The organism is Winogradskya humida, from assembly GCF_016862215.1.
GTDB lineage: Bacteria > Actinomycetota > Actinomycetes > Mycobacteriales > Micromonosporaceae > Actinoplanes > Actinoplanes humidus.
In genome coordinates, this window is the sequence record NZ_BOMN01000092.1 from 64,578 (window position 1) to 85,044 (window position 20,467).

Consider the following 20,467-nt stretch of genomic DNA (forward strand, 5'->3'; position numbering starts at 1 on the left):
CTCCCCTACTGGCAGACGAGGTACTTGCTGTCGAAGTCCTTGCGCAGTTCGCCGGTCTTGGCCTGCCGGTCCGTCTCGTAGTTCGCGACGTTGGCCTTGGTGACGACGAACGACCCCGAGTCGACCTCCACACCGGGCTGGGCCATCGTGCAGCCACCGGAGAGCCTCATCAGCGCGTACGAGCCGACCAGTGCCTGCCCGACGGGGTTCTGCAGCACCGTGCCCGCGACGGAGCCGTCCTTGATGCCGTCGAGAATGGTCTTGTCGTCGTCGATCGCGATGACCTTGATCGGCAGCTTGGCCTGCGCGACCCCCTCGGCGGCGGCGACGGCGGGGTTGTAGGCGGTGTTGACGATCGCGCTGATCTGGCTGCCCTTCGCGGCGAGCAGGTCGGCGACGGCCTTCTGCGCGGTCTGCAGGTCGGTGTCGATGTCGGTGACGACCTGCACGATCGTCACCTTGCCGCCGGTCTCGGCGACGGCCTTCTCCACGCCGGCGATGCGCCGCTGGGTGTTCGAGTCGACCTTGTTGCCGGTCAGGTGGGCGAGGGTGCCGGACCCGCCGATCGCGTCGATCGCCGCCTTGGCGGCCTTGTAGGCGGCCTGCTCGACGTCGGTGGAGAGGCAGAAGTCCGCCTTGTCGACGTCACCGGCCGGGCACGACGCGAGCGAGGCGACGGGGAAGCCCTGCCGCTTGAGGTCCTCGAACGTGGAGTTGATGTTCTCGGGAGCCACACCGAAGATCCCGAACGCGTTGTAGCCCTGCGCGGCGAGCGACTTGACCACGTCGTTCTGCTTCGTCTGGTCCCAGCCGGACGTCTCGTTGAACGTCACGTCGCCGAGCGTGAAGTCGGTCTTCGCGGTGGCGGCGGTGGTCTTCCACGGCTGGAAATAGGGGTGCGCCCCGCCCGGGATCAGCGCGATCCGCACGTCCGCGGGCTTTTTGCCTGCGGCAGCTGCCTCGTCGTTGTCGGCCTTCTTGGTGCACCCAGCGGTCGTGACCAGGCCCAACACGGCCACCAGAGCTAACGGGATCCGCTTCATGCGGCTTCCTTTCGCCTTCGTAGATCCTATAGGATCTTTCCTGTGGATGTGTACCCGGTCACATCCACAGCCGTCAAGACACATATGAGAAATCGATCGGAAACACCATGACGCTGCCGCGGCTGAAGAGATCAACCCTGGGCGATGACGTGTACGACTCCCTGCGCGCCGCCGTCCTCGAGCACACCCTCGCGCCCGGCGACCGGGTCAACATCGACGCCCTCGCGCGCGACCTGGAGGTGTCCCCCACCCCCGTACGCGAAGCACTGGCCCGGCTGGAATCCGAGGGCCTGGTCCGCAAACGCCCCCTGGCCGGCTACACGGTCAGCCCGCTGCTCACCCGCGCCGAGTTCAACGACATGTTCGACATGCGCCTGCTGCTGGAGTGTGCCGCCGCCCGCTGGGCAGCCGAACGGGCCACGCCCGAGCAGCGCGGCACGCTGGTCACCGAGGCGGCCCGCACGGTCGAGGGCGGCGACGAGCACGCCTGGCATGCGGCGTTCACGGCGCTCGACGCCCACGTCCACGACCTGGTCGCGCAGGCGTCGGCGAGCCCGCTGCTGAGGGAGAGCATCACCCGGCTCCACGCGCATCTGCACCTGCACCGCCGCTATTTTCCGTACGCCCAGACAGCCGTCACCAACGACGAGCACCAACTCCTCGCCGCCGCCATCAGCGACCACGACCCCGACCGCGCCGAATCGGCCATGCGCGAGCACCTCATCCACGCCCGCGCCCGCCACCTCGTCGCCTTCGACGAGTGACGTCGCGGCGGTGTTAGGTTCGCCGTCATGACGACGCAGATCACGGCCACCCGGTTCCACGCCGCCGAGGGGGTCGGCGACTGGCGCTGCCTCTACCACGTGACCTCGGCATACTTCCGGGCCCGCTCGCTGGCCGAGGGCATCACGCTGGTCGACGCGATCGGCCGGCTCACCGACGAGGATTACGTCACCGTCGACCTGCGCCACGACGGCGTCACCGTGAATCTGTTGCGCCGCGACGTCGCCCTGGCACGCCGCATCTCCGCCGCTGCCACGGAGCTGGAGCTGATTGCTGAGCCGGCGCGCGTACAACTGCTGAGCATCTGTCTTGATGCCCTTGACGCCCCCTCGATCCTGCCGTTCTGGCAGGCGATCCTCGGGTACGACCCGATCGGCGACGACTACCTGACCGACCCCGCCCGCCGCCACCCCGGCCTCGACTTCCAGCGCATGGACGAGCCCCGACCCCAGCGCAACCGCATCCACCTCGACATAGCCGTCCCCCACGACCAGGCCGAAACCCGCATCGCCGCCGCCCTCGCCGCCGGCGGCCACCTGGTCTCCGACGAGCACGCCCCGAAATGGTGGACCCTCGCCGACGCCGAAGGCAACGAGGCCTGCATCGCCACCTGGGTCGGCCGCGACTGATTCAGCCGCCGCCGATGCCCGCTACGCCGGGGCGCCCGTGATGCCGTCCAGGACGGTGGTCAGGGTGCGATTGAAGGTTTCCTCCGCGTCCAGGTGGCTGCCGTCGACGACCAGCCGGGCGATCGTGGGGTAACGGCCAGTCGTGAACATGCGGGTGAGGTAGGGGCCGAGCCCGGCCTGGAACGCGGGCACGTCAGTGCCGGTGGTACGGGCGGTGCGGCGCTCGGTGACCTCCCTGCGGAGGGCTCCGATGAGGAACGAGTTGAGCGCACCGATGGTTCGCTGCAGGTCGTCGATGTCGTGCACTGCGGGTGCTTGACTGAGCGCCGCCGCGTTCAATTCGCCTACGGCGAGGGTGTGCGGCCCCAGATGCGGCCGTCCGCCGAGCAGATCGGCGAACCATTCATGCTCAAGAGCAGCGACCCGGGTCGCCCGCGCAACAGCCAGCACGGTGGCACGCCACTCGGCCTGCTCTCCAGCCCCCGCAACCCGCCGCCGGCCGGCCCCGGCAGCCCGCCCACCCGTCTCCACCCTCTGGCCGCCCGTCTCGGCAGCCCGCCCGCCCGCCTCCACCCTCTGGCCGCCCGTCTCGGCAGCCCGCCCGCCCGTCTGCGCGGTCTGGCCGCTGGCATCGGCGATCTGGCCGTAGACCGCGTCGACCATCAGATCGAGTAGCTCGGCCCGGTTGGTCACGTAGTCGTAAAGCCGCATCGGGCCGACGCCGAGCTCCTTGGCGATCTTGCGAATCGACAGCCCGTCGAGGCCCTGCTCATCGGCCAGCCGGATCGCCACGGCGACGATCTTCGCCCGGCTCAACGGGACCGGCGCTGCCCGGGGCTGCGGTTCGGGGCGTTCCCAAATGGCCAGCGGCTCGCTACCGTACGGTGTATCCACAAGTACAGCGTACGGTAAGGGGATCGGAATGCACATCGCAATCGCCGGTGGTGGCGTCGGCGGCCTGACACTGGCACGGATTCTGCATCGGCACGGGATCAGCACGGTGGTGTACGAGCGCGAGGCGAGCCGGGCAGCTCGATGGCAGGGCGGCATGCTCGACCTGCACCCGGAGTCCGGACAGCGCGCACTGGCCGAGGCGGGTCTCGCCGACGGCTTCCGCTCCGAGGCACGACCCGAGGGCGAGGAACATCGCATCCTCGACCCGGCAGGACGCACCCTCGTGCACCACGTCCCGGCTCCCGGCTCGTTCTCCGGACGTCCCGAGATCGACCGCCGCGCCCTGCGCGATCTCCTGCTCGACTCCCTCCCCGGCGACACGGTTGCCTGGGGGCAGCGGATCATTGCGGCGGCCCCGCGACCCGGCGGAGGCTGGGAGCTGACGTCCGACGGCGGTCACCACACCGGCTGCGACATCCTCGTCGGCGCCGACGGCGCCCGCTCAGTGGTGCGGCCGCTACTCACCGACGTCGCACTCACCCCCGTGTCGACGATCGTGGAGCTGGGAATCGCCGACGCCGACCGGCGCCATCCGGACCTCGCCGACCTGGTCGGCCCCGGAAACCTGTGGTGCGTCGGCGTCAATCAGATCCTGTCAGCACAACGCCTCGGCGACGGCAGCATCCGCGTCGGCATCTCATTGCGTGCCACCGATCGCCCGCTCGACAGATACCGCGACAAGCCTTCGCTGCTCGCCCTCTTCGACGGCTGGGATCCCCGCCTCACCGCACTCATCGAAGCCGCCGACAACACGCCGACACCCCGAAGAATCGAAACAATGCCCACGGGTACGCGCTGGCCCGGCCGTCCCGGCGTCACCCTCATCGGCGACGCCGCGCACCTCCTCCCCCCGGTGGGCGAGGGCGCCAACCAGGCCATGCTCGACGCCGCCGAACTCGCCACCGAACTTGCCACCCGCCCCGACGACCTGGACGCGGCCATCCACTCGTACGAGGAGGCGATGTTCACCAGGATCCGCCCGGTAGCCGAGATGTCCGCACGGATCCAATCAATGATGCTGTCCCCCACCGCCGCCCAGGACCTCGTCCGCTTCTTCACCCCCCGCCCCAAACAACCGGCCCCCACGGCCTGAGAACCCACCAGCGTTGACGGGCGACGGGCTTGCGCGCAACCGACCTGGACATGGCGATGAACCTGCGCAACCGCGCAACCGAATCTGGACATGGCTACGAACCCGCGCAACCGCGCACCCGCGCAACCGAACCTGGACATGGCCGTGGGCCTGCGCGCACCCGCGCAACCGAACCTGGACATGGCCGTGGGCCTGCGCGCACCCGCGCATTCACCCCTGTGGACCGAAAGTCAGCCGGCTTGCTGCTGGTACTGGCCGCTGGGGCGGAAGCGGCCGGGCTTGTTCTCGTACTCCTCCAGCGCGTGCGCGAGCCACCCCGCCGTGCGCGCGATGGCGAAGATCGCCTCGCCGGCGCCGTCGTCCATGTCGTGGAGCAGGGCGAAGGCGGCCAGTGCGAAGTCGATGTTCGGCTTGATCCCCGAGCGTTGCGCCATCGCGTCCGCGACCCCGGCGATGACGTCATGAGCGGAGCGCGACGCTGCGGGTAGCCGGGCCAGGATGTCGAGCAGGGTGACCGCGCGGGGGTCGCCGCCGGGATAGAGCGGGTGGCCGAAGCCGGGCACCGTGCCTGCGGTGCGGAGGCGGTTGGAGATCGTGCCGACGGGGTCCGCCGTACGCACCGCGGTGTGGAGCAGGTCGATCACCTGGGTGCTGGCCGCGCCGTGCAGGGGGCCGTCGAGAGCGGCGAGGCCGGCACCGACGACGGCGTACGGGTGGGCGCGCGTGGACGCCGCGACCCGGGCGGCGAAGGTCGAGGCGGCGAGGTCGTGATCGGCGAGCAGGATCAGTGCGCTGTTCAGCGCGGCGGTGCGGGCCGGTGTCGGCTTGAGGGTGGTGAGCCTGCTCCACAACTCGGCCGCGGTCGTTCCTTCGGCCGCGAATGCGCGTCGCGGCAGCGCGGACACCATGGTGCTGATGATCGTCCGGCCGGTCGTCGCCACGGCGGTGGCTGTGGTGTCGAAACGGAGGCGGTCCGCGGCGGCGATGGCGGCGACAATGACCCGTAGCCGGTCGGTCAGCCGTGCTTGCGGCGGCAGCGGCGCGGTGACGGCTTCGGCCAGTTCCCGCAGGTCCGGGTCGGGGTCGAAACGAAAGTCCTCCAGCTCCCCGGTCCACAGCAGGGTGACCACCGACTCGTACGACACCGTGTGCGCCAGGGTGCATGCGTCGTGACCGCGGTAGTGTAGACGCCCGTCCGCGATGAGCGTGATGCCCGTGTGGATGGACGTCGTCTCGGTGCCGGGCACGGTCGGCCGGCGGTCGGCGCCGAACGCGGTGACATCAGCCTCGGCGAACAGGCTTTCCTTACCGCTCCCGTTGCGCCGCCTGACCAGCAACCCCCGGCTGACGTACGAATAAACGGTCGCCTTTTTGACGCCCAGCCGCCGGGCCACCTCGTCGGTCGTGAGCAGACGTCCATCAGTCATGTGGACATCCTCTCATGTTGACTGGATCAACGTTGACAGGTTGATTTTGCCGGAGCGACATTGATTCCATGCTGACCGTGAAACCGGGCCTCGCGGACGTCGTGGCCTTCGAGACCCAGATCGCCGAACCCGACCGCGACGGCGGGTCGCTGAGATACCGCGGCATCAACGTCGAGCAGCTCGTCGGCCAGGCTACCTTCGCCGACGTGTGGGGCCTCCTGGTCGACGGTGACTTCGGCCGCGAGCTCGCCCCCGCCGAACCCCTCGCCCTACCGGTCCATTCCGGTGACATCCGCGCCGACATCCAGGCAGCTACGGCCCTGCTGGCACCGACATGGGGGTTGCGGCCCCTGATCGACATCGACGAGGCGCAAGCCCGGGACGACCTCGCACGCACCTCAGCCATGATGCCGTCGTTCGTGGCACAGGCCGCCAGAAACATGACCGTTTCCCAAACAGCCCGAAGCGCGAGTGCCTCACGCCCGGCGCGAGACGCGACTGCCTCACGCCCGGCGCGAGACGCGACTGCCTCACGCGCGGCGCGAGACGCGACCACTTCGCAGACAGCGCGAGGCGTGATCGCCTCAGGCTCGGCGCGAGGCACGACCGTCCCGCAGGCGGCGCGAAGCGCTGCCGTCCCGCAGGCCCGGGTCGACGAGGGCCGGTCCGCCACGGAACGGTTCATGATCCAGTGGCAGGGGGATCCGGACCCACGTCACGTGGCGGCGATCGACCGGTACTGGGTCTGCGCGGCAGAGCACGGCATGAACGCATCAACGTTCACGGCCCGGGTCGTGGCCAGCACAGGAGCGGACGTCGCTGCCGCGCTCTCCGGGGCTGTCGGCTCCATGTCCGGCCCGTTGCACGGCGGCGCCCCGGCGCGGGCACTCGGCATGGTCGAAGCCGTCGAGCGCACCGGCGACGCCCGCGGCTACGTCCGCCAGGTCCTCGACAGCGGCAAGCGCCTGATGGGCTTCGGCCACCCGATCTACCGCGCACAGGACCCCCGCGCCAGAATCCTGCGCGCCGCCGCCAAAGAACTGGGCGCCCCGCGCTACGAAGCCGCCCTCGACCTGGAAGCCGCCGCCCTGGCCGAGCTACGCGAACGCAAACCGGACCGCGTCCTCGAAACCAACGTCGAGTTCTGGGCCGCCATCGTCCTGGACTTCGCCGGCGTACCCGCAGAACTGTTCACACCGCTCTTCACCTGCGCACGAACGGCAGGCTGGAGCGCCCACATCATCGAACAGAAGCGCCTCGCAAAAATCATCCGCCCCTCCGCCGTGTACACCGGCCCCGCCGGCCGCACCCCGACCGAGGTCTCGGGCTGGTCCCGCATCACCGCTCGCTGACCCCGCCCGCCACCATCACGACCGCCGCCGCCAGTTGCCGGCAGAGCTACAAACCGGCGAGCCCTCGAATGCCTGCGCAACGAGCTCACCGTCGCGGAACCGGCCGACGGGTAGGCGCAGAGGCTTCCCGCCGACCGGATACTCAAGCGCGGCCCTGGGTTCCGTGGCCGCGCCGGATCACGAAGGAGCGCCACCCCGGAGCACGAAGAAGCTGAAGTCTTCGCGGGCTTTAGCATCGACGGGCAGCGGCAACCGGATCCGTCCGGAGCTGACCAAGCCACGCACGACGGGACGGCTGAGCCCGAACCCCGCCGTGAGCAGGTTCTCGACCCGGACGGGTGCCGGGAGTTCGAACCGGACGACGACCTCGAATGATGCCGGGTCCGCGCCGGTGAGGTCGTAGAACGGCATGTCGGTCTCCAGTTCCCAGGTGCCGGTCCAGTCGAGCCGGTACGCGGACCTGGCGGCAAGCATCGTGTCCATGGTCAGCTCGCGCACCATGGCCGGATCGTTGTTCTCGAACATCAGGAGGCGATCGTGGTCGAGTGCTTTCACGTTGATGCGTTCGTGGACGGGGATTTTCGACGTACGGTCGCACAGGTCGCAGCCGATGAGCAGCCAGACGTCGAGGAGTTTGCCGTTGGCGTTGACGCGGATCTTGCCGGTGGGGCGGTGCCGGGTGGACCTGCACGCCACGCAGGCTTTGACGATGGCGGGCAGGCCGAGTTCCCGGACGACCCACAGGGCTTTGCGGTCGATGCCGGCCGGCATCGGGACATGGTGATGATTGTTCATGGCTATGGCGGGTTCCAAAGGTGACGGGGAGGCGCAGCGGCGCTGACTCCCGGGTACGGCGGCAGACGAACCGGCGCCTGCATCGGAGCACGCCGGTGGGCGCGACGCCGAGGATCACGTCGCGCATGGGGGAAGCCCGCACCGATCAGAAGGTGCGGGCTCTCTGCGGCACGCCGGAGCGAGACGGGGAGTTACTCAACCCGTCTTCGTCCCGCACGTGCGTCACTACCTACCGACCCATGCGCGCCATACTGTTCAAACAGCGGCAGGCGGGCAACCGAATTTAGAGGGCGACGCCGCAGGGGCGACTGGGCAACCGGCTTCACCGTCGAGAGCAAAGCCATGGCGGTACAGCAACGGCGACCGATTTCAGCGTCGAGGGGTGTAGCCGTAGCGGTGCAGCAGCGGCAGCGAGATCGCCGTACTGACAGCACGCGGGCGCCATGGCTGGTGTGCCTGCCAGGCGTTGTCGGCGCGCAGGGTTACCGGGCCGGTCCGGAACCTGCTCGGGTTGCCAGAAACCGTGTGGTTGATGTTCAGCCGGACAGAGGCGTCACCCTCGAACGGCCCTGGTTCGGCGGCCAACCCGACCAGGCCCAGCAGTGACTCCACCATGTCGCGTGGTGCGGCGACGAAGTCCTCGTAGCGGATGCGCTGGGCGCGGCCCGCGAACCTGCCCCGGGCCAGGCTTTCGATCAGCAGGTTCCAGGTCAGCCAGTTGGTGCTGCTCTCGGCTGCCCCGTGTTCCGCCATCGTCCGCGCGACGGCGACATCGGGGAGATCTTTGGGACGCATCCACGAGTACGCCACCGCGCGCGGGTCCCGCACCATGTGCACCAGATAGGACTCGACCTCGGGCATCTGGGCGAGCACCGCTGCCCCTGAGGGCACCTTGGACGAGTCGACGATCAGGTCGGCGCCGGTGACGGTGTGGATGGCGGCGTACAACCGGTACATCTCGTCTCGGTAGTCGAGTTGCTCGCCGGTCAGCTCAGCACGCGACAGCCGGCAGGTGTCGCGCACGCGGGCGACCCTGCGTTGCAGTGCCGCCGTACGTTTGGGTCGCAGCGTGCGGCCCGCGTAGGCGACGTCGAGGATGTCGCGCCACGTCCTGCAGAGACGCAGGCCGGTGCCGCAACCGCAGATGCGGCCCTGGTTGAGGCCCCGGCGCCACAGGTAGAACAGCTCACCGGTGGTGAAGACCGGGCCGTACGAGCCGAGGATGTTGTCGAGGATCGTCGTTCCGCTCCGGCCCCAGCCGGCGATATAGAGCACCTTCACCAGCAGCTTTGTAGTGCCGGACCCTATGAGGCGCCGATGATCATCCTTTGTCATCCCTAAGGAAGGAGCCGGCCGACCAGACCCGGCCGACCAGACCCAGCCGGACGAAGCCAGCCGGACGAAGCCAGCAGGACGAAGCCAGCCGGCAAAGCCAGCGGACGGAGCCAGCCGACCGGGCACTCCCCGACGATCAGTGCGCGAGCATGTCGAGGTAGTGCTGGTTGGCCATGATGCCGAGGATGTTGCCGAAGGGGTCGAGGACGGAGGCGGTGACGAAGCCGGGGCCGCGTTCGGTGGGCTTGTCATGCTCGGTGGCGCCGAGCTGGAGCAGACGCGCGTAGGCGGCGTTGAGGTCGTCGACCGCCCAGTAGGTGATCACGCCGCCGGGACCGTTGGTGTCGTGCGGTGCGTAGCGGCGGTCGAGGATGCCGAGTTCGTGCTGGTAGTCGCCGATCCGGAATTCGGTGTACGCGGGGAGCCGGTCGAAGTACGGCTGCGCGCCGAGCACCTCGGCGTACCAGGCGGCAGCGGCCGCGACGTCGTCGGCGAAATAGGTGATGGTGGTGAGTCCTCGCAACATGGGTTCATCATCCGACCGTTAAGTGCTCACCTTCTGAGCACTTTTTCCCGCAAGATTGACCCCATGCGCGCTGATCGTCTTGTTGCCATGCTGCTGCTGATGCAGTCCCGGGGCCGGGTCACCGCCGCCGAGCTCGCGGCCGAGCTGGAGGTGTCGGTCGCCACGGCGCGCCGCGACCTGGAGGCGCTGTCCGCCGCCGGGGTGCCGGTCTATCCGCAGCCCGGGCGGCACGGTGGCTGGTCGCTGCTGGGCGGGGCGCGTACCGATCTCAGTGGCCTGTCGCAGTCGGAGGCACAGGCATTGTTCCTGCTGGTGGGCCCGGCCGCGGCGGCATCGGGGCAGGCTCGGGCGGCGCTGCGCAAGCTGGTGCGGGCGCTGCCGCAGACGTTCCGGGCCGAGGCGGAGGCAGCTGCCGGCGCGACGCTGGTCGATTCCGCCCGCTGGGGTGAGCCGGAGCGGCACCGCCCCGAAATCGTCGACCGGTTGCAGGAGGCGGTGGTGCGCCGCCGCAAGGTGCGGCTCACCTACAAGAGCGGGGGCGGGCAGGGCAGCGTACGCATCGTGGATCCGTGGGGTCTGGTCGACAAGGACGACGTCTGGTATCTGATCGCGGGCACGGAGAAAGGCCGCCGGACCTTCCGGGTCGAGCGCATCGTCACGGCCGAGCCCATGGACGAGGCCGCGGATCGTCCCGCCGGCTTCGATCTGGACAAGGTCTGGGAGCAGATCGTCGGCGAGATGGAGGAGCGCCGGTCCCGCACGTGGGCGACCATCATGATCAGAGCCGATTTTGTACGCATCCTGCGTACCCATTTCGGCCGGCACTGCCACGTCGAGGCGCAGCTGGCGGACGGCCGTGCCCGGGTGCGGCTGGGGGCGCCGACGGCGTTGGACATCGCCCGGCAGCTCGCGGGGTGGGGCGCGCTGGCCGAGGTTGTCGAGCCGCCGCCGGTGCGGGAAGAGCTGGCCCGCATCGGCGGCGAGCTCGTCACGGCGTACCGATAAGGGTTATGCGGAGGGTGACGGGCTTCCCGAAGGCGGGGGACCACTCGGTGGCGGGCCGCCGGGACCACCGGGACCGCCGCCGCCGGCTTCCTCGGCGGCCGGGTCGATAGCACCGGCGGCCAGCGGGGACCAGCCGCACGGAGGACCGACGGAGCGGAGGCAACGGCGATCAGCGGGACCACCAGTCGTACGGGGAGGTGGTGGGGTGGAAGCCGGCGGCCTCGGCGAGGGCGGCGGCGTCGGTGAAGCCGTGGGCGAGGGCCTCGGGGACGTGGGCGTCGCTGCCGAAGGTGACGGCCTGGCCGCCCTCGTCGCGCCACCAGCGGACGATGACGGCGGCCAGGGGGAGGCGGGTGTTGATCTCGAGGGCGCGGCCGCTGTCCGCCAGGGTGTGCAGGGCGTGGCGGAATTCGTCCTCGAACGTGTGGGGGTCGAACGGGCCGGCGTCCTGGGGCCAGCTACGGACGGCGTAGTCGATGTGGGTGAGCGAGTGGAAGGCGTCAGAACCCGCGACCAGGTGGGGGATCTCCGCGAGGTAGTCGCGGATGACGTCGGCGGGTGCGCGGTTGGCGTACACCTCATTGGCCTCGGCGAGCCGGCCGGCGACCGGAAGTGAATGCAGTGAGCCCAGCACCCGGTCGAAGTGACCGCCCGCCAGCAGCTGGGTGACCTGGTCACCGAACCAGTGGGGTTCGCCGAGCTCGACGCCGGTGAGGATGCGCAGGCCGGGGAACAGGTCACGGCAGCGTTCGATGCTCGCGAGGTAGCCGTCGACGTCGAAGGGCGGCGGGGTGAAGTCACCCCAGGTGACGAGGTCCATGTGTTCCGTGAAGGCGAGCGCGGGCAAACCGATCTCGACCGCCCGCGCGCAGGTCTTCTCCATCGACGCGCCGCGTTGGACGGCGTCCCAGGACCATTCACTGTGCACATGACTGTCAGCGGGAAGCCGCATCGGCGTTCCTCTCCTCCGGGTGAAACACATGATCATCATGGCGTGCGACCTGCCGGGTTGCCGAGGACGGTACTGATCATGCACAGTCGTCCGGACCGACAGCGGAGGCGGACGACATGAGCGACGAGCGTTATCGATCCCGTCACCGGCGGCCCGGCGAGGGCAGGGCGCCCATCGCGCTGCTGGTGGTAGTGGTGCTTGTCGGTGTGCTCGGCATCGGCGGATACCTGGGGCGGTCGCGGATCCAGGCCTACCTGCCCGCGGCGGACTACGACGGCGCGGGGACCGAGGCGGTGCAGGTCACGATCGCCCAGCACTCGACCCTCACGACGATGGGTGACACGCTGGTCACCAAGGATGTCGTGCAGAGCACGCGGGCGTTTGTCGATGCCGCCGACGCGAACCCCAAGGGGCAGAACATCGGACCCGGCACCTACAACCTGAAGAAGCACATGTCGGGGGCGGCGGCGGTGACGCTGCTGCTGGACCCGAAGGCCCGGGTCGTCAACGGTGTGCCGATTCCCGAGGGGACGACCGCGAACGGCGTCTACGCCATTCTCGCCGAGTCGACCGGACTGAAGGTCGACGATTTCAAGAAGGCTGCCAAGGACCCGAAGGCGCTGGGCGTCCCCGATCTGTGGTTCGAGCGCACCGATGGCCAGCGGGTTACGAAATCGATCGAGGGTTTCCTGTTCCCGGCGACGTACGAGTTCCCGAAGAAGGGCACAGCCGCGGAATACCTCAAGCTGATGGTCAAGCAGTTCATGACCGTCGCGGACAGCATCAATTTCGTGAAACGGGCCGAGGACGACCGGAAGATCAGCCCGTACGAGGTGCTGACCGTCGCGTCGTTGTCGCAGGCCGAGGCCGGTAACAAGGATGACCTGGGCAAGGTGTCGCGGACGGCGTACAACCGGCTCTACGGCGACAACTCCGACCAACTACCGTGCAAATGCCTGGAGTACGACGTGGGCATCAACTACTACTACCAGCTCACCGGGAAGCCCACGAAACCGTCGGGCAAGATGACCCGCGCGGAGCTGCGTGACCCGAAGAACCCGTACCGGCTGCACGACAAGGAAGGCCTCACGCCGACCCCGATCAACAATCCGGGGAAAGCGGCCCTGGAGGGCGCCCTCGACCCGCCGAAGGGCGACTGGCTGTTCTTCGTCGCGACCGACAAGCAGGGCCATTCGGTGTTCACCCGCGATTACCAGAAGCACCTGCAGAACATCGAGACGTCGAAGAAGAACGGCGTGCTCTAGATCGTCCGTTCCGTGACGGCGACCTTGAAACGCTTTCCCGGGTTCGGGCCGGGCGTGGCGGTGATCCGCAACGGCTGGTCCGGCCGGGGCAGCGTGGCATTCAGGTTGCGGACCAGGATCGCCATGGTCGCCACGGCGAGGACCTCGGTCATTCCCGCGCCCAGGCAGGTGTGGCTGCCGACCGAGAACGGCGCGTACACCGATGCTTTCCGGCCGCCGGCGAAATCCCGGTCGATGTCGAACGTGCCCGGATCGGGGAAATGCTCCGGCAGCTGATGCGGCACCGACGTCGCGACGAGCACCCGCCGCCCTTCCTCAATGCGGAAACCCTCGAAGTCAAAGGCCTTCATCACCGTACGCGCGGAGCCCGGCGCAGGCGGATACACCCGCAACGTCTCCATCACGAGCCCGTGCAGCGCAGGCATCCCCCGGAGCCGTTCGAACGTGAGCCCGCCGTCGTCGTACGCGGCATCGACCTCCGCCGTCACGCGCGCGAGAACACCGGGGTGACGCAGCATCGCGTACACCATGAAACTGTAGAGGTAGGCGACGGTGTTGACGCCGGCGAAATAGCCCTGCAACGCCATTCCCGCCCGGACATCCAGCGGATAAGGGTCCCCGTTCTCGTCCACAGCCGCCAAGGCCCGGTCGAGCAGATCCGTGGTGTCGTGACGAGGATTCGCCGCGCGTTCCGAAAGGGCGTTCCGGGCGAAATCGTGAATCTCCGCACGGGCCCGGCGATAGGAGGGCCGTTTCAGCGCCGCCGCCGGCCACTTGCCGGTGACGGTGACGTCGAGGACCAACTCGAACGCCGACCGCAGTTTCTCGAACTGGGCCGCGGAGCTCTCCCCCGTCAACGCGATGGACAGCTGCGCGGCGGCGAGCCGCTGGAACTGGTCCACCACCGGCAGCGCGGACCGGCCCTGCCAGCCGTGGAAGGTCCGCTCGGTCTCGGCGACGACGTCATCCCAGCGGGCGGCCAGCAGGTCCCGCGACAGCCCGGTCGCGAGGATCTTGCGAAGATGCCGGTGCGGGCGTCCGCGCAGCACGTGGACCCGCATCGTCCACTCACGATTGAGGCCGCCGAAGCTCTCCTCGCTGGAGAACACCTCGTCGCCGCGCTCGAGCAGGAAACGGTTCGCGCGCTCGCCCGCCATGATGACAAACGCCTGGTTGAGGGCCCGCACCCGGAAAACCGGGCCCATCCGCAGGTGGGTGTCCACGAGGAACCGCTGGACGTCACCCATCATCGGCAGAGCGTTACCGAGCAGCGGAATCCCGGGAACGACCGGGGGGAGCGGTAAGACGGCCATGCCGTGCATTCTGGCGCGGGCGCGCTACCCGAGCCAGTGCAACGCGTCGTCGTACGGAACGTTGTCGCGGGCGGTGGGCCGCTCCCCCAGCCCGCGTCCGATCACGTCCGTGCCCGCCGGGGTGACCGGCGAGCGGGCGAACGTGAGCACGATCAGCTCGTGGTCGTCGCTGAGATGCTCGACGCTCCACCGGCTGGTCAGCACGCCGAGCAGGCCCCGCCCGCGCCAGGTGAACGCCCCGGTTCCCGCGTCGAACCTGTCGACGCCGGAGATCTTCTTGGTGGCGCCGGACCGGGTGCGGTAGGTGACGTCGTCGCTGAGGGTCAGCGACGGGCCGGGCAGCAGCGCGTACGTGAAGACCGGTTGAAGCCGCCGCCCGGACAGCCACATGGGGAACGTCGTAGCCAGCACCCGCCACTCCCCCGGCAGGGCCTCCCGTAATACGTCCGCGTCACGCATCGGCCGACCCTATAGTGAAGGGCCAACCTCACGGTGGATGGATCTTCGTTGCGCGTCGTGCTCCTGACCGGTTTCACCGCCAACTTCCAGGTGCTCACCTCGTGGGCGCAACGCCACGGCCACGAGATCGTGCTGGTCGCCACCGAGCCACCCACGACCAGCGTCCTGGTCACCTCGCAGCTGGAGAAGGTCGCCGTACCGGTCATCGCCGCCATGGCCCCGACCTCCTGATCTCGGTGGGCTACCCGCGGCTCATCCCGCCGTCACTACTGGCAGTGCCGAAGTACGGCGCGGTGAACGTGCACCCGTCCGCGCTCCCGGCCGGCCGCGGCCCTAACCCCGCCCGCCAGCTCTACGAAGGCGCGTCAACCCTCGGCGCCACCCTGCACCGCACCGACGCCGAACGCATCCTCGATCTGAGAGAACCAGCAGCCGTCATCCGCCGCAGGGCCGTAGCCCTCAACGTCCTGTTCCCCTCGGCCCAGGTCACGCTCCCGGACCCGATCGGCACGGTCGTCATCCGCCACGTCGACATCGTCCCCACGACAGCCGGCGCCACCACCCCCGGCACGGTCCTGCTGACCCACGCGGACGGCGGGACGGTCCGGGCCGGCGAGGGCGCGGTCCGTCTCACCCACTGACCATCACGGGTACGCGGGCAACCCGCACCGTGTCATCAAAATAGTTCCGCTCGAGCAGCAGCCCCGAGCGGACCATCCACACGACAGCGTCAACATCAAGAATCTCCGCCACCCTGGACACCGCCGCGGCTCCGTCCAGCGCCACACTCGGGACGCTCAGGCTCCCCCACATGATCACCACCTCGCCGCCCCCGCCCAGAAACTCCTCAACCAGGCGATCGCCACCCTTCGCAACGTGGTCATCCGCCACCCCGGCCCAGTCGACGCAGCCGTCGCGGGCCTGCGGGAACCGCCGGAGGCTGTCGCGCTCGCACTGCTCATGGTCGGCGTAATCCAACAGCCGAATCCCCGGCCGCCCGGCCCACGTCAGCAGCCGCTCCGACCCCTCAGGCGCGCGAACCACTTTCGCCATCCAGCTCGGCAGCAGATCCGCCCGGCTCCCGTACAACTCCATGCCGATCATTGTGCCGGGCTTGCGAGGTCAGCCGTAAAGACTGCCCAGACCAACGAGCTGCACGGCCGGATCGGTGTCGGCGATCGCGGCGAGCTCGGGTGTGAAGCCGGCACCGCTGAACAGCATCAGCCGGCATGTGTCGGCATGGACGCTCGGTTTGGCATTCAGCAGGTCCCGGATGTTCTTCAGCCGCTGCAGATGTTTGATGCCGATCGTCTCGTTCCACTTCGCTTCGCCGATGGCGAGCAGTTCCTCACGCCCGTCGGGGCTCCGTCCGAAGGCCGCGACGTCCACCTCGTGCTGGGTTCGTGCGGCCGGGTCGGCGACCGTGCCGGCTGCCACCCGGTGCGCGTACCCGCCGAGCAGGTCGGCGTCGGCCTCCCAGCGGGTCCATTGTCGGCAGACGGACTCGAAATGCGGGCCGACAACCTTGCTGAGAAACGTCGCTTGCAGGCGTGGCCAGACCCGCGCCGCACGGCCGGCCCTCTCGAGATCACCCCAGACCGGGCGCATCACCGCGTGATAGAACGTCACGAGCGGTTCGGCGATGCGATAGTCGCCGATGGTGCTCCGGAAGGCATCCGGCTCCCGGACGACCATTCCGACGTCTTCCAGGATGCGCAGTGCATGGTTGAGGTCGGACGGGTTGCGGCCGAGGTAGTTCGCGATCGCGCCGCGACGGGTGTTGCCTTCGGCGATCGCTGCCAGCACCGAGTGGTAGAGGGCGGGATCTCTGAGGTCCGGTTCCTCGGCGAGCAGATACCGGGCTTCACGAAACAGCGGCCGAGCCGGGTTCAGTACGGCCCGGACCATCCAGGCGTCGAAGTCCTCCGGCCCGTTCGGTGTGTCGTCCTGCGTGAACTCGTGCCGGTACGCCGGAGTACCCCCGACGACTGAGTTGACCAGCAGGGCGGTTCGCGGGTCGGTGATGTCCCAGAACCGCCCGGCGGCCCGGTAGTCCAGCGTCGGCACGACAAGTTCGAGACCCGCACGTCCACGTAGCGGGGCGGTCCCCGACAGCAGGCCACCCATGAAAGACAGAGCCGACCCGCACAGCAGAAGGCGTACCTGTGTATTGGAGCGCTGTTCAGCCGGGTCGAGTGCCCGCTGGATGATCGACGGCAATGCCGGGCTCACCCGCGCCAGGAACGGGAACTCGTCGATCACGACCGGCAACGGACCGTCCGGTGCGAGCGTGAACGTACGCGTCATGGCCTCATCCCAGTTCGCGAATCGCAGCGGGGTCGACTCACCGAGATGAGCACCCAGCGCGTCACCGTACTGGCGTAGTGCATCCGCCTCCGACGACTCGGTAGCGGTGAACATGAATCCGCCGGACGCTTGAACCAGGGCGTCGAGCAGGAACGTCTTCCCTTGCCGCCGACGACCTGACACCACGCCCAGAGTTGCCCCTCGGACCGGCGCGCTCGAATACCGGACAAGCTCGGCCCACTCAGCATCCCGATCGAAAATCTCTGCAGGCTTCTCCACCACACCCCCATGTAACTATAGTTACGGTAACTATAGTTACATGGGTGGCGGGCCTACTGCGGCTAGGCGAGAATGCCGCGGTCCTGGAAAGCCTTTCGGGTCTGGGCGGCAGCGCGAGCCCCGTACAGCAACCGCGCGGTAGCCACAGTCGCCTCGGCAGCCTGGGGCATGGTGACGTCCGGGGTGAAGCGGAACTGTGCCTCGAGGATCACCCGGTTCGCCTTGGTACGCCCGAGGGCCCGGTTGACGTCCCAGATCGCGTGCGACCAGATCTCCCCGTCGGCGTGGACCTCGCCCTCCAGGTCGTCCGGGTAGACCTTCGCCGTGTCGGTGCGGCGCAGGCAGTGCGGCTCGTCGTCGGTGTACGACGTGGCGTCCCAGTCCATGACGCAGGCCCACGGCGTCACGGCCGTATTGGGGCTGGTGGCCTGCGACATCGTGACCGCCCAGTAGTCGCCGAAGCCCTCCCCGATGGAGCCGGCCTCCTCGGATTCGCCGAAGCCGGGGACCTGGTCGTCCTGGATGGCGTGGCCGTACTCGTGCCAGATGACCTCGTTGTCCTCGGCGTCGTCGACGCCGCCGGTGCCGAAGGTGATGGCGTCGACCGAGGGGTCGTAGTAGGAGTTGTCGTCGGTGAAGCCGGTGGTGTAGTAGTCCTGGGCTTCGTTGTTGACGTCGATGAAGCCTAGGCGGTGGATGTAGTCCTCCGCGGAGGTGATGCTGTGGTACGCGTTGACCTGCTCGAAACCGGGCTCGTCCCGCTGGTACTTGTAGACGCGGCGGGCCGAGGTGACGGCGGGTTCGCTGAGGTTGTTCGCGTACGAGCCCTGCAGGGTGTCCTTGCCGGGGTCGAGGTGGCGCAGGACGACTCTGCGGTAGGCCGGGGCCAGCGCCGGGTAGTCGGCGTCGTCCTGGTCGGTGAGTGTCTCGTTCTGCAGGGCGACGACCGGGTTGGGGTCGAAGACCTGGCCGGTGCCGTTGGCCTCGCGGGCGGTGTTCTCCTCGCGCAGGACGGCGCCGCTGGCCGCGTCGACCAGCGAGCGGATCGTGCCCCGGTCGGCAGGGGTCAGGGTCTTCCAGGCCAGTTTGGCGGTCGTACCCGGGACGATGACGAGTTCACTGTCGGCGGGCTGTTCGCCGAGGCGGCCGGCGACCGAGGTCCGGGCCCGCTGCTCGGTCAGGGCCGCGGCGGTGCCGGCCAGGCCCTTGACGGGTACGCGCCCGTCGTCGACGGTCACCGTCCCGTCGGTGCCCTTGTGGGTGGCGTAGTAGCCGCCGAACACCGGGATGCCCTGGTAGGTCTGCTGGTACCAGGTGTGCGTACCCGTCAGAGAATGCCGGATCTGGATCTGTCGCAGGTCGCCGGGCAGCGCCGCCGGGGCGGCGTACGCGGGTAGTGCCACTGCCGTCGTGAGGCAGGTGGCGAGCACCGAGGCGAGCACGAGCGATGTCTTTTTCAACGCTTCCCCCACAGTCGTGCGTAGATCGATCGATGCTAGTCGCTGTGTCGTTGATCCCGATACGGTGGCGGGCGGGGTTTGGGCCTTCGGGGCAGACGTTCCTGGGATAGCGTGTGTCGCCGTCTACATGTCAGGAGACCCCTATGCCCGAGAATGAGAGCGCGCCGGAAGACGTGAGCGCGCAGGAGAACGGGTCCGTGCCGGAAGGTGACGGCGAGCCGGAGCCCGCGGTCTTCACCAACCGGGCCGCCCGCCGGGCGAAGGGCAAGGGCGGCGTGAAGCCCGAGGTCTTCGCGAAGGGCCAGCCCCCGGTGGGTCGCGGCGCCGTCCAGAGCCCCCGCCAGTACGGCAACCGCCGCAGCGGCTGACCGAAGCCTCACCAGGGACCCGGATCCGCGTACGCGCTGGTCCGGGTCCCGATGTCTCTGCGAACCCGCAAGTTAGCCTAGGCTAACCTCACACCATGGTGAAACGGCCTCGGACAACCCCGAAGAAGCCCCAGCTGTACCGCGTCGAGGTCCTCCGGACCGAACGACTCACCCCGCACATGCAGCGCGTCACCGTCGGCGGCACAGCCCTCGCGGACTTCCCGTGGATGGGCTTCGACCACTGGTTCCGCCTGTTCGTACGCCTCCCCCACCAGAACGGCTTCGCCATGCCGGAGATCTCCGGCAAACAGTGGTGGCTGAAGTACCTGGCAGCCGCGGAGAAGACCCGCCCCCACTGCGCGAACTACACCATCGCCGACTTCCGCGCCGCCGACGCCGAACTGGACATCGACTTCGTCGTCCACCTCGGCCCCTCGGGCGAACCGGAAGGCCCCGCCGCCATCTGGGCCTGCGCCGCCACCCCCGGCGAAAAAATCGCCATCTTCGACCAGGGCATCCTCTTCGCCCCACCCACCGACACCACCGAGGTCACCATCGTGGCCGACGAAAGCGGCCTGCCCGCCGTCACCGGCATCCTCCGCTCCCTGCCGGCCGACACCACCGGCCGCGTCATCCAGGAAGTCCCCACCCCCGCCGACCGCCGCGACCTCTCCGGCCCGGCCGGCATCACCATCACCTGGATCGACCGCGACGACCCCACCGCCATCCCCGGCGTCAAAGCCCTCCAAGCCCTGCAAACCCTGGAAAACCTCGACCCCCACGGGTACGCCTTCGTCGTCGGCGAAGCAAAACTGGCCACCCACGGCCGCCGCCATCTGCACCACATCGGCCTGCCCAAGGACCGCATCACGTTCTCCGGCTTCTGGAAACACTGACCGCCGGATCGACCCGGTTCCGGGGTTGCGGCGCGCATCAGCACGCTTCTAAAGTGCGGCAAAAGGGGAGGGACCGCGATGGGCGTCAACGTCAGGAACGCGCGGCGGGACCGCCGTGGCCGGGGATGACATCCAGTTTCCCGCGGTGGCCGTCCAGCAGCATGCCGCCGGCGTGGACGGTGTTGCCGACGCCGTAAGGCAGGCAAGGTCCGCGGTCCACGAGATC

Annotated in this window: 23 protein-coding genes; 10 read left to right on the forward strand and 13 right to left on the reverse strand. The window is 68.9% G+C overall.

Annotated elements, in window-relative coordinates; genetic code table 11:
• Positions 1-5 precede the first annotated feature (5 nt).
• Positions 6-1,043, reverse strand: coding sequence for a sugar ABC transporter substrate-binding protein (locus Ahu01nite_RS32690; protein ID WP_203840555.1), 1,038 nt, complete (start codon positions 1,041-1,043; stop codon positions 6-8).
• 107 nt (positions 1,044-1,150) lie between these two features.
• Here Ahu01nite_RS32690 and Ahu01nite_RS32695 point away from each other — a divergent pair, with 107 nt between their 5' ends.
• On the forward strand, positions 1,151-1,807 hold the full coding sequence (locus Ahu01nite_RS32695; protein ID WP_203840556.1) for a GntR family transcriptional regulator: 657 nt from the start codon (positions 1,151-1,153) through the stop codon (positions 1,805-1,807).
• A gap of 27 nt (positions 1,808-1,834) precedes the next feature.
• Entirely contained in the window at positions 1,835-2,455 is a 621-nt protein-coding gene (locus Ahu01nite_RS32700) for a 4a-hydroxytetrahydrobiopterin dehydratase family protein (RefSeq protein ID WP_203840557.1), read from the forward strand.
• Positions 2,456-2,476: 21 nt separating this feature from the next.
• On the opposite strand, the gene Ahu01nite_RS32705 is transcribed toward Ahu01nite_RS32700, so the two are convergent.
• Positions 2,477-3,349: a TetR/AcrR family transcriptional regulator gene (locus Ahu01nite_RS32705; RefSeq protein ID WP_239159318.1), complete on the reverse strand. Its 873-nt coding sequence runs from the start codon at positions 3,347-3,349 to the stop codon at positions 2,477-2,479.
• A 28-nt stretch (positions 3,350-3,377) separates the two neighbouring features.
• Here Ahu01nite_RS32705 and Ahu01nite_RS32710 point away from each other — a divergent pair, with 28 nt between their 5' ends.
• Entirely contained in the window at positions 3,378-4,502 is a 1,125-nt protein-coding gene (locus Ahu01nite_RS32710) for an FAD-dependent oxidoreductase (protein ID WP_203840558.1), read from the forward strand.
• Positions 4,503-4,732: 230 nt separating this feature from the next.
• Here the strand turns inward: Ahu01nite_RS32710 and Ahu01nite_RS32715 are convergent, their stop codons facing one another.
• A complete protein-coding gene (locus Ahu01nite_RS32715) occupies positions 4,733-5,929 on the reverse strand; it encodes a citrate synthase family protein (protein WP_203840559.1) in 1,197 nt (398 codons plus the stop codon).
• A gap of 68 nt (positions 5,930-5,997) precedes the next feature.
• Between Ahu01nite_RS32715 and Ahu01nite_RS32720 the strand changes: the two genes are divergently transcribed.
• A complete protein-coding gene (locus tag Ahu01nite_RS32720) occupies positions 5,998-7,281 on the forward strand; it encodes a citrate synthase 2 (protein ID WP_203840560.1) in 1,284 nt (427 codons plus the stop codon).
• Positions 7,282-7,458: 177 nt separating this feature from the next.
• On the opposite strand, the gene Ahu01nite_RS32725 is transcribed toward Ahu01nite_RS32720, so the two are convergent.
• The 3 genes from Ahu01nite_RS32725 to Ahu01nite_RS32735 all read right to left on the reverse strand — a co-directional run bounded on the left by Ahu01nite_RS32725 (position 7,459) and on the right by Ahu01nite_RS32735 (position 9,937).
• Positions 7,459-8,052 (reverse strand): DUF1062 domain-containing protein, encoded by a 594-nt coding sequence (locus Ahu01nite_RS32725; RefSeq protein ID WP_239159319.1) that lies wholly within the window; start codon positions 8,050-8,052, stop codon positions 7,459-7,461.
• A gap of 393 nt (positions 8,053-8,445) precedes the next feature.
• On the reverse strand, positions 8,446-9,357 hold the full coding sequence (locus tag Ahu01nite_RS32730; RefSeq protein WP_203840562.1) for a sulfotransferase: 912 nt from the start codon (positions 9,355-9,357) through the stop codon (positions 8,446-8,448).
• A 190-nt stretch (positions 9,358-9,547) separates the two neighbouring features.
• Entirely contained in the window at positions 9,548-9,937 is a 390-nt protein-coding gene (locus tag Ahu01nite_RS32735; RefSeq protein WP_203840563.1) for a VOC family protein, read from the reverse strand.
• Positions 9,938-10,000: 63 nt separating this feature from the next.
• On the opposite strand from Ahu01nite_RS32735, the gene Ahu01nite_RS32740 reads away from it, so the two are divergent.
• Entirely contained in the window at positions 10,001-10,942 is a 942-nt protein-coding gene (locus Ahu01nite_RS32740; protein ID WP_203840564.1) for a helix-turn-helix transcriptional regulator, read from the forward strand.
• Positions 10,943-11,111: 169 nt separating this feature from the next.
• Here Ahu01nite_RS32740 and Ahu01nite_RS32745 read toward each other — a convergent pair whose 3' ends face one another.
• Complete coding sequence (locus Ahu01nite_RS32745) at positions 11,112-11,894, reverse strand: PHP domain-containing protein (protein ID WP_203840565.1); 783 nt, start codon at positions 11,892-11,894, stop codon at positions 11,112-11,114.
• Positions 11,895-12,010: 116 nt separating this feature from the next.
• Here Ahu01nite_RS32745 and mltG point away from each other — a divergent pair, with 116 nt between their 5' ends.
• Positions 12,011-13,159 (forward strand): endolytic transglycosylase MltG, encoded by a 1,149-nt coding sequence (gene mltG, locus Ahu01nite_RS32750; protein ID WP_203840566.1) that lies wholly within the window; start codon positions 12,011-12,013, stop codon positions 13,157-13,159.
• On the opposite strand, the gene Ahu01nite_RS32755 is transcribed toward mltG, so the two are convergent.
• Both Ahu01nite_RS32755 and Ahu01nite_RS32760 read right to left on the reverse strand, forming a co-directional pair.
• Entirely contained in the window at positions 13,156-14,472 is a 1,317-nt protein-coding gene (locus tag Ahu01nite_RS32755; protein WP_203840567.1) for a cytochrome P450, read from the reverse strand. The two genes, mltG and Ahu01nite_RS32755, sit on opposite strands and share 4 nt — an antisense overlap.
• 24 nt (positions 14,473-14,496) lie before the next feature.
• Positions 14,497-14,931 carry a hypothetical protein gene (locus tag Ahu01nite_RS32760; protein WP_203840568.1) on the reverse strand — a complete coding sequence of 145 codons (435 nt, stop codon included), beginning with the start codon at positions 14,929-14,931 and terminating at the stop codon, positions 14,497-14,499.
• A gap of 48 nt (positions 14,932-14,979) precedes the next feature.
• Here Ahu01nite_RS32760 and Ahu01nite_RS32765 point away from each other — a divergent pair, with 48 nt between their 5' ends.
• Positions 14,980-15,162: a hypothetical protein gene (locus Ahu01nite_RS32765; RefSeq protein WP_203840569.1), complete on the forward strand. Its 183-nt coding sequence runs from the start codon at positions 14,980-14,982 to the stop codon at positions 15,160-15,162.
• Between the two features lie 5 nt (positions 15,163-15,167).
• On the forward strand, positions 15,168-15,572 hold the full coding sequence (locus tag Ahu01nite_RS32770; RefSeq protein WP_203840570.1) for a formyltransferase family protein: 405 nt from the start codon (positions 15,168-15,170) through the stop codon (positions 15,570-15,572).
• Here the strand turns inward: Ahu01nite_RS32770 and Ahu01nite_RS32775 are convergent.
• The 3 genes from Ahu01nite_RS32775 to Ahu01nite_RS32785 all read right to left on the reverse strand — a co-directional run bounded on the left by Ahu01nite_RS32775 (position 15,562) and on the right by Ahu01nite_RS32785 (position 18,977).
• Positions 15,562-16,026 carry a hypothetical protein gene (locus Ahu01nite_RS32775; protein ID WP_203840571.1) on the reverse strand — a complete coding sequence of 155 codons (465 nt, stop codon included), beginning with the start codon at positions 16,024-16,026 and terminating at the stop codon, positions 15,562-15,564. The genes Ahu01nite_RS32770 and Ahu01nite_RS32775 overlap by 11 nt on opposite strands.
• A 27-nt stretch (positions 16,027-16,053) precedes the next feature.
• The gene (locus Ahu01nite_RS32780) at positions 16,054-17,421 is read right to left on the reverse strand and encodes an AAA family ATPase (RefSeq protein ID WP_239159320.1); all 1,368 of its coding nucleotides are present in this window, start codon (positions 17,419-17,421) and stop codon (positions 16,054-16,056) included.
• A gap of 158 nt (positions 17,422-17,579) precedes the next feature.
• Positions 17,580-18,977 (reverse strand): M4 family metallopeptidase, encoded by a 1,398-nt coding sequence (locus Ahu01nite_RS32785; RefSeq protein ID WP_203840572.1) that lies wholly within the window; start codon positions 18,975-18,977, stop codon positions 17,580-17,582.
• 143 nt (positions 18,978-19,120) lie between these two features.
• On the opposite strand from Ahu01nite_RS32785, the gene Ahu01nite_RS32790 reads away from it, so the two are divergent.
• Both Ahu01nite_RS32790 and Ahu01nite_RS32795 read left to right on the forward strand, forming a co-directional pair.
• Positions 19,121-19,345 carry a hypothetical protein gene (locus Ahu01nite_RS32790; protein ID WP_203840573.1) on the forward strand — a complete coding sequence of 75 codons (225 nt, stop codon included), beginning with the start codon at positions 19,121-19,123 and terminating at the stop codon, positions 19,343-19,345.
• Between the two features lie 95 nt (positions 19,346-19,440).
• Complete coding sequence (locus Ahu01nite_RS32795) at positions 19,441-20,241, forward strand: siderophore-interacting protein (RefSeq protein WP_203840574.1); 801 nt, start codon at positions 19,441-19,443, stop codon at positions 20,239-20,241.
• Between the two features lie 91 nt (positions 20,242-20,332).
• Here Ahu01nite_RS32795 and Ahu01nite_RS51475 read toward each other — a convergent pair whose 3' ends face one another.
• Positions 20,333-20,461 carry a hypothetical protein gene (locus tag Ahu01nite_RS51475; RefSeq protein WP_275411797.1) on the reverse strand — a complete coding sequence of 43 codons (129 nt, stop codon included), beginning with the start codon at positions 20,459-20,461 and terminating at the stop codon, positions 20,333-20,335.
• Positions 20,462-20,467 lie beyond the last annotated feature (6 nt).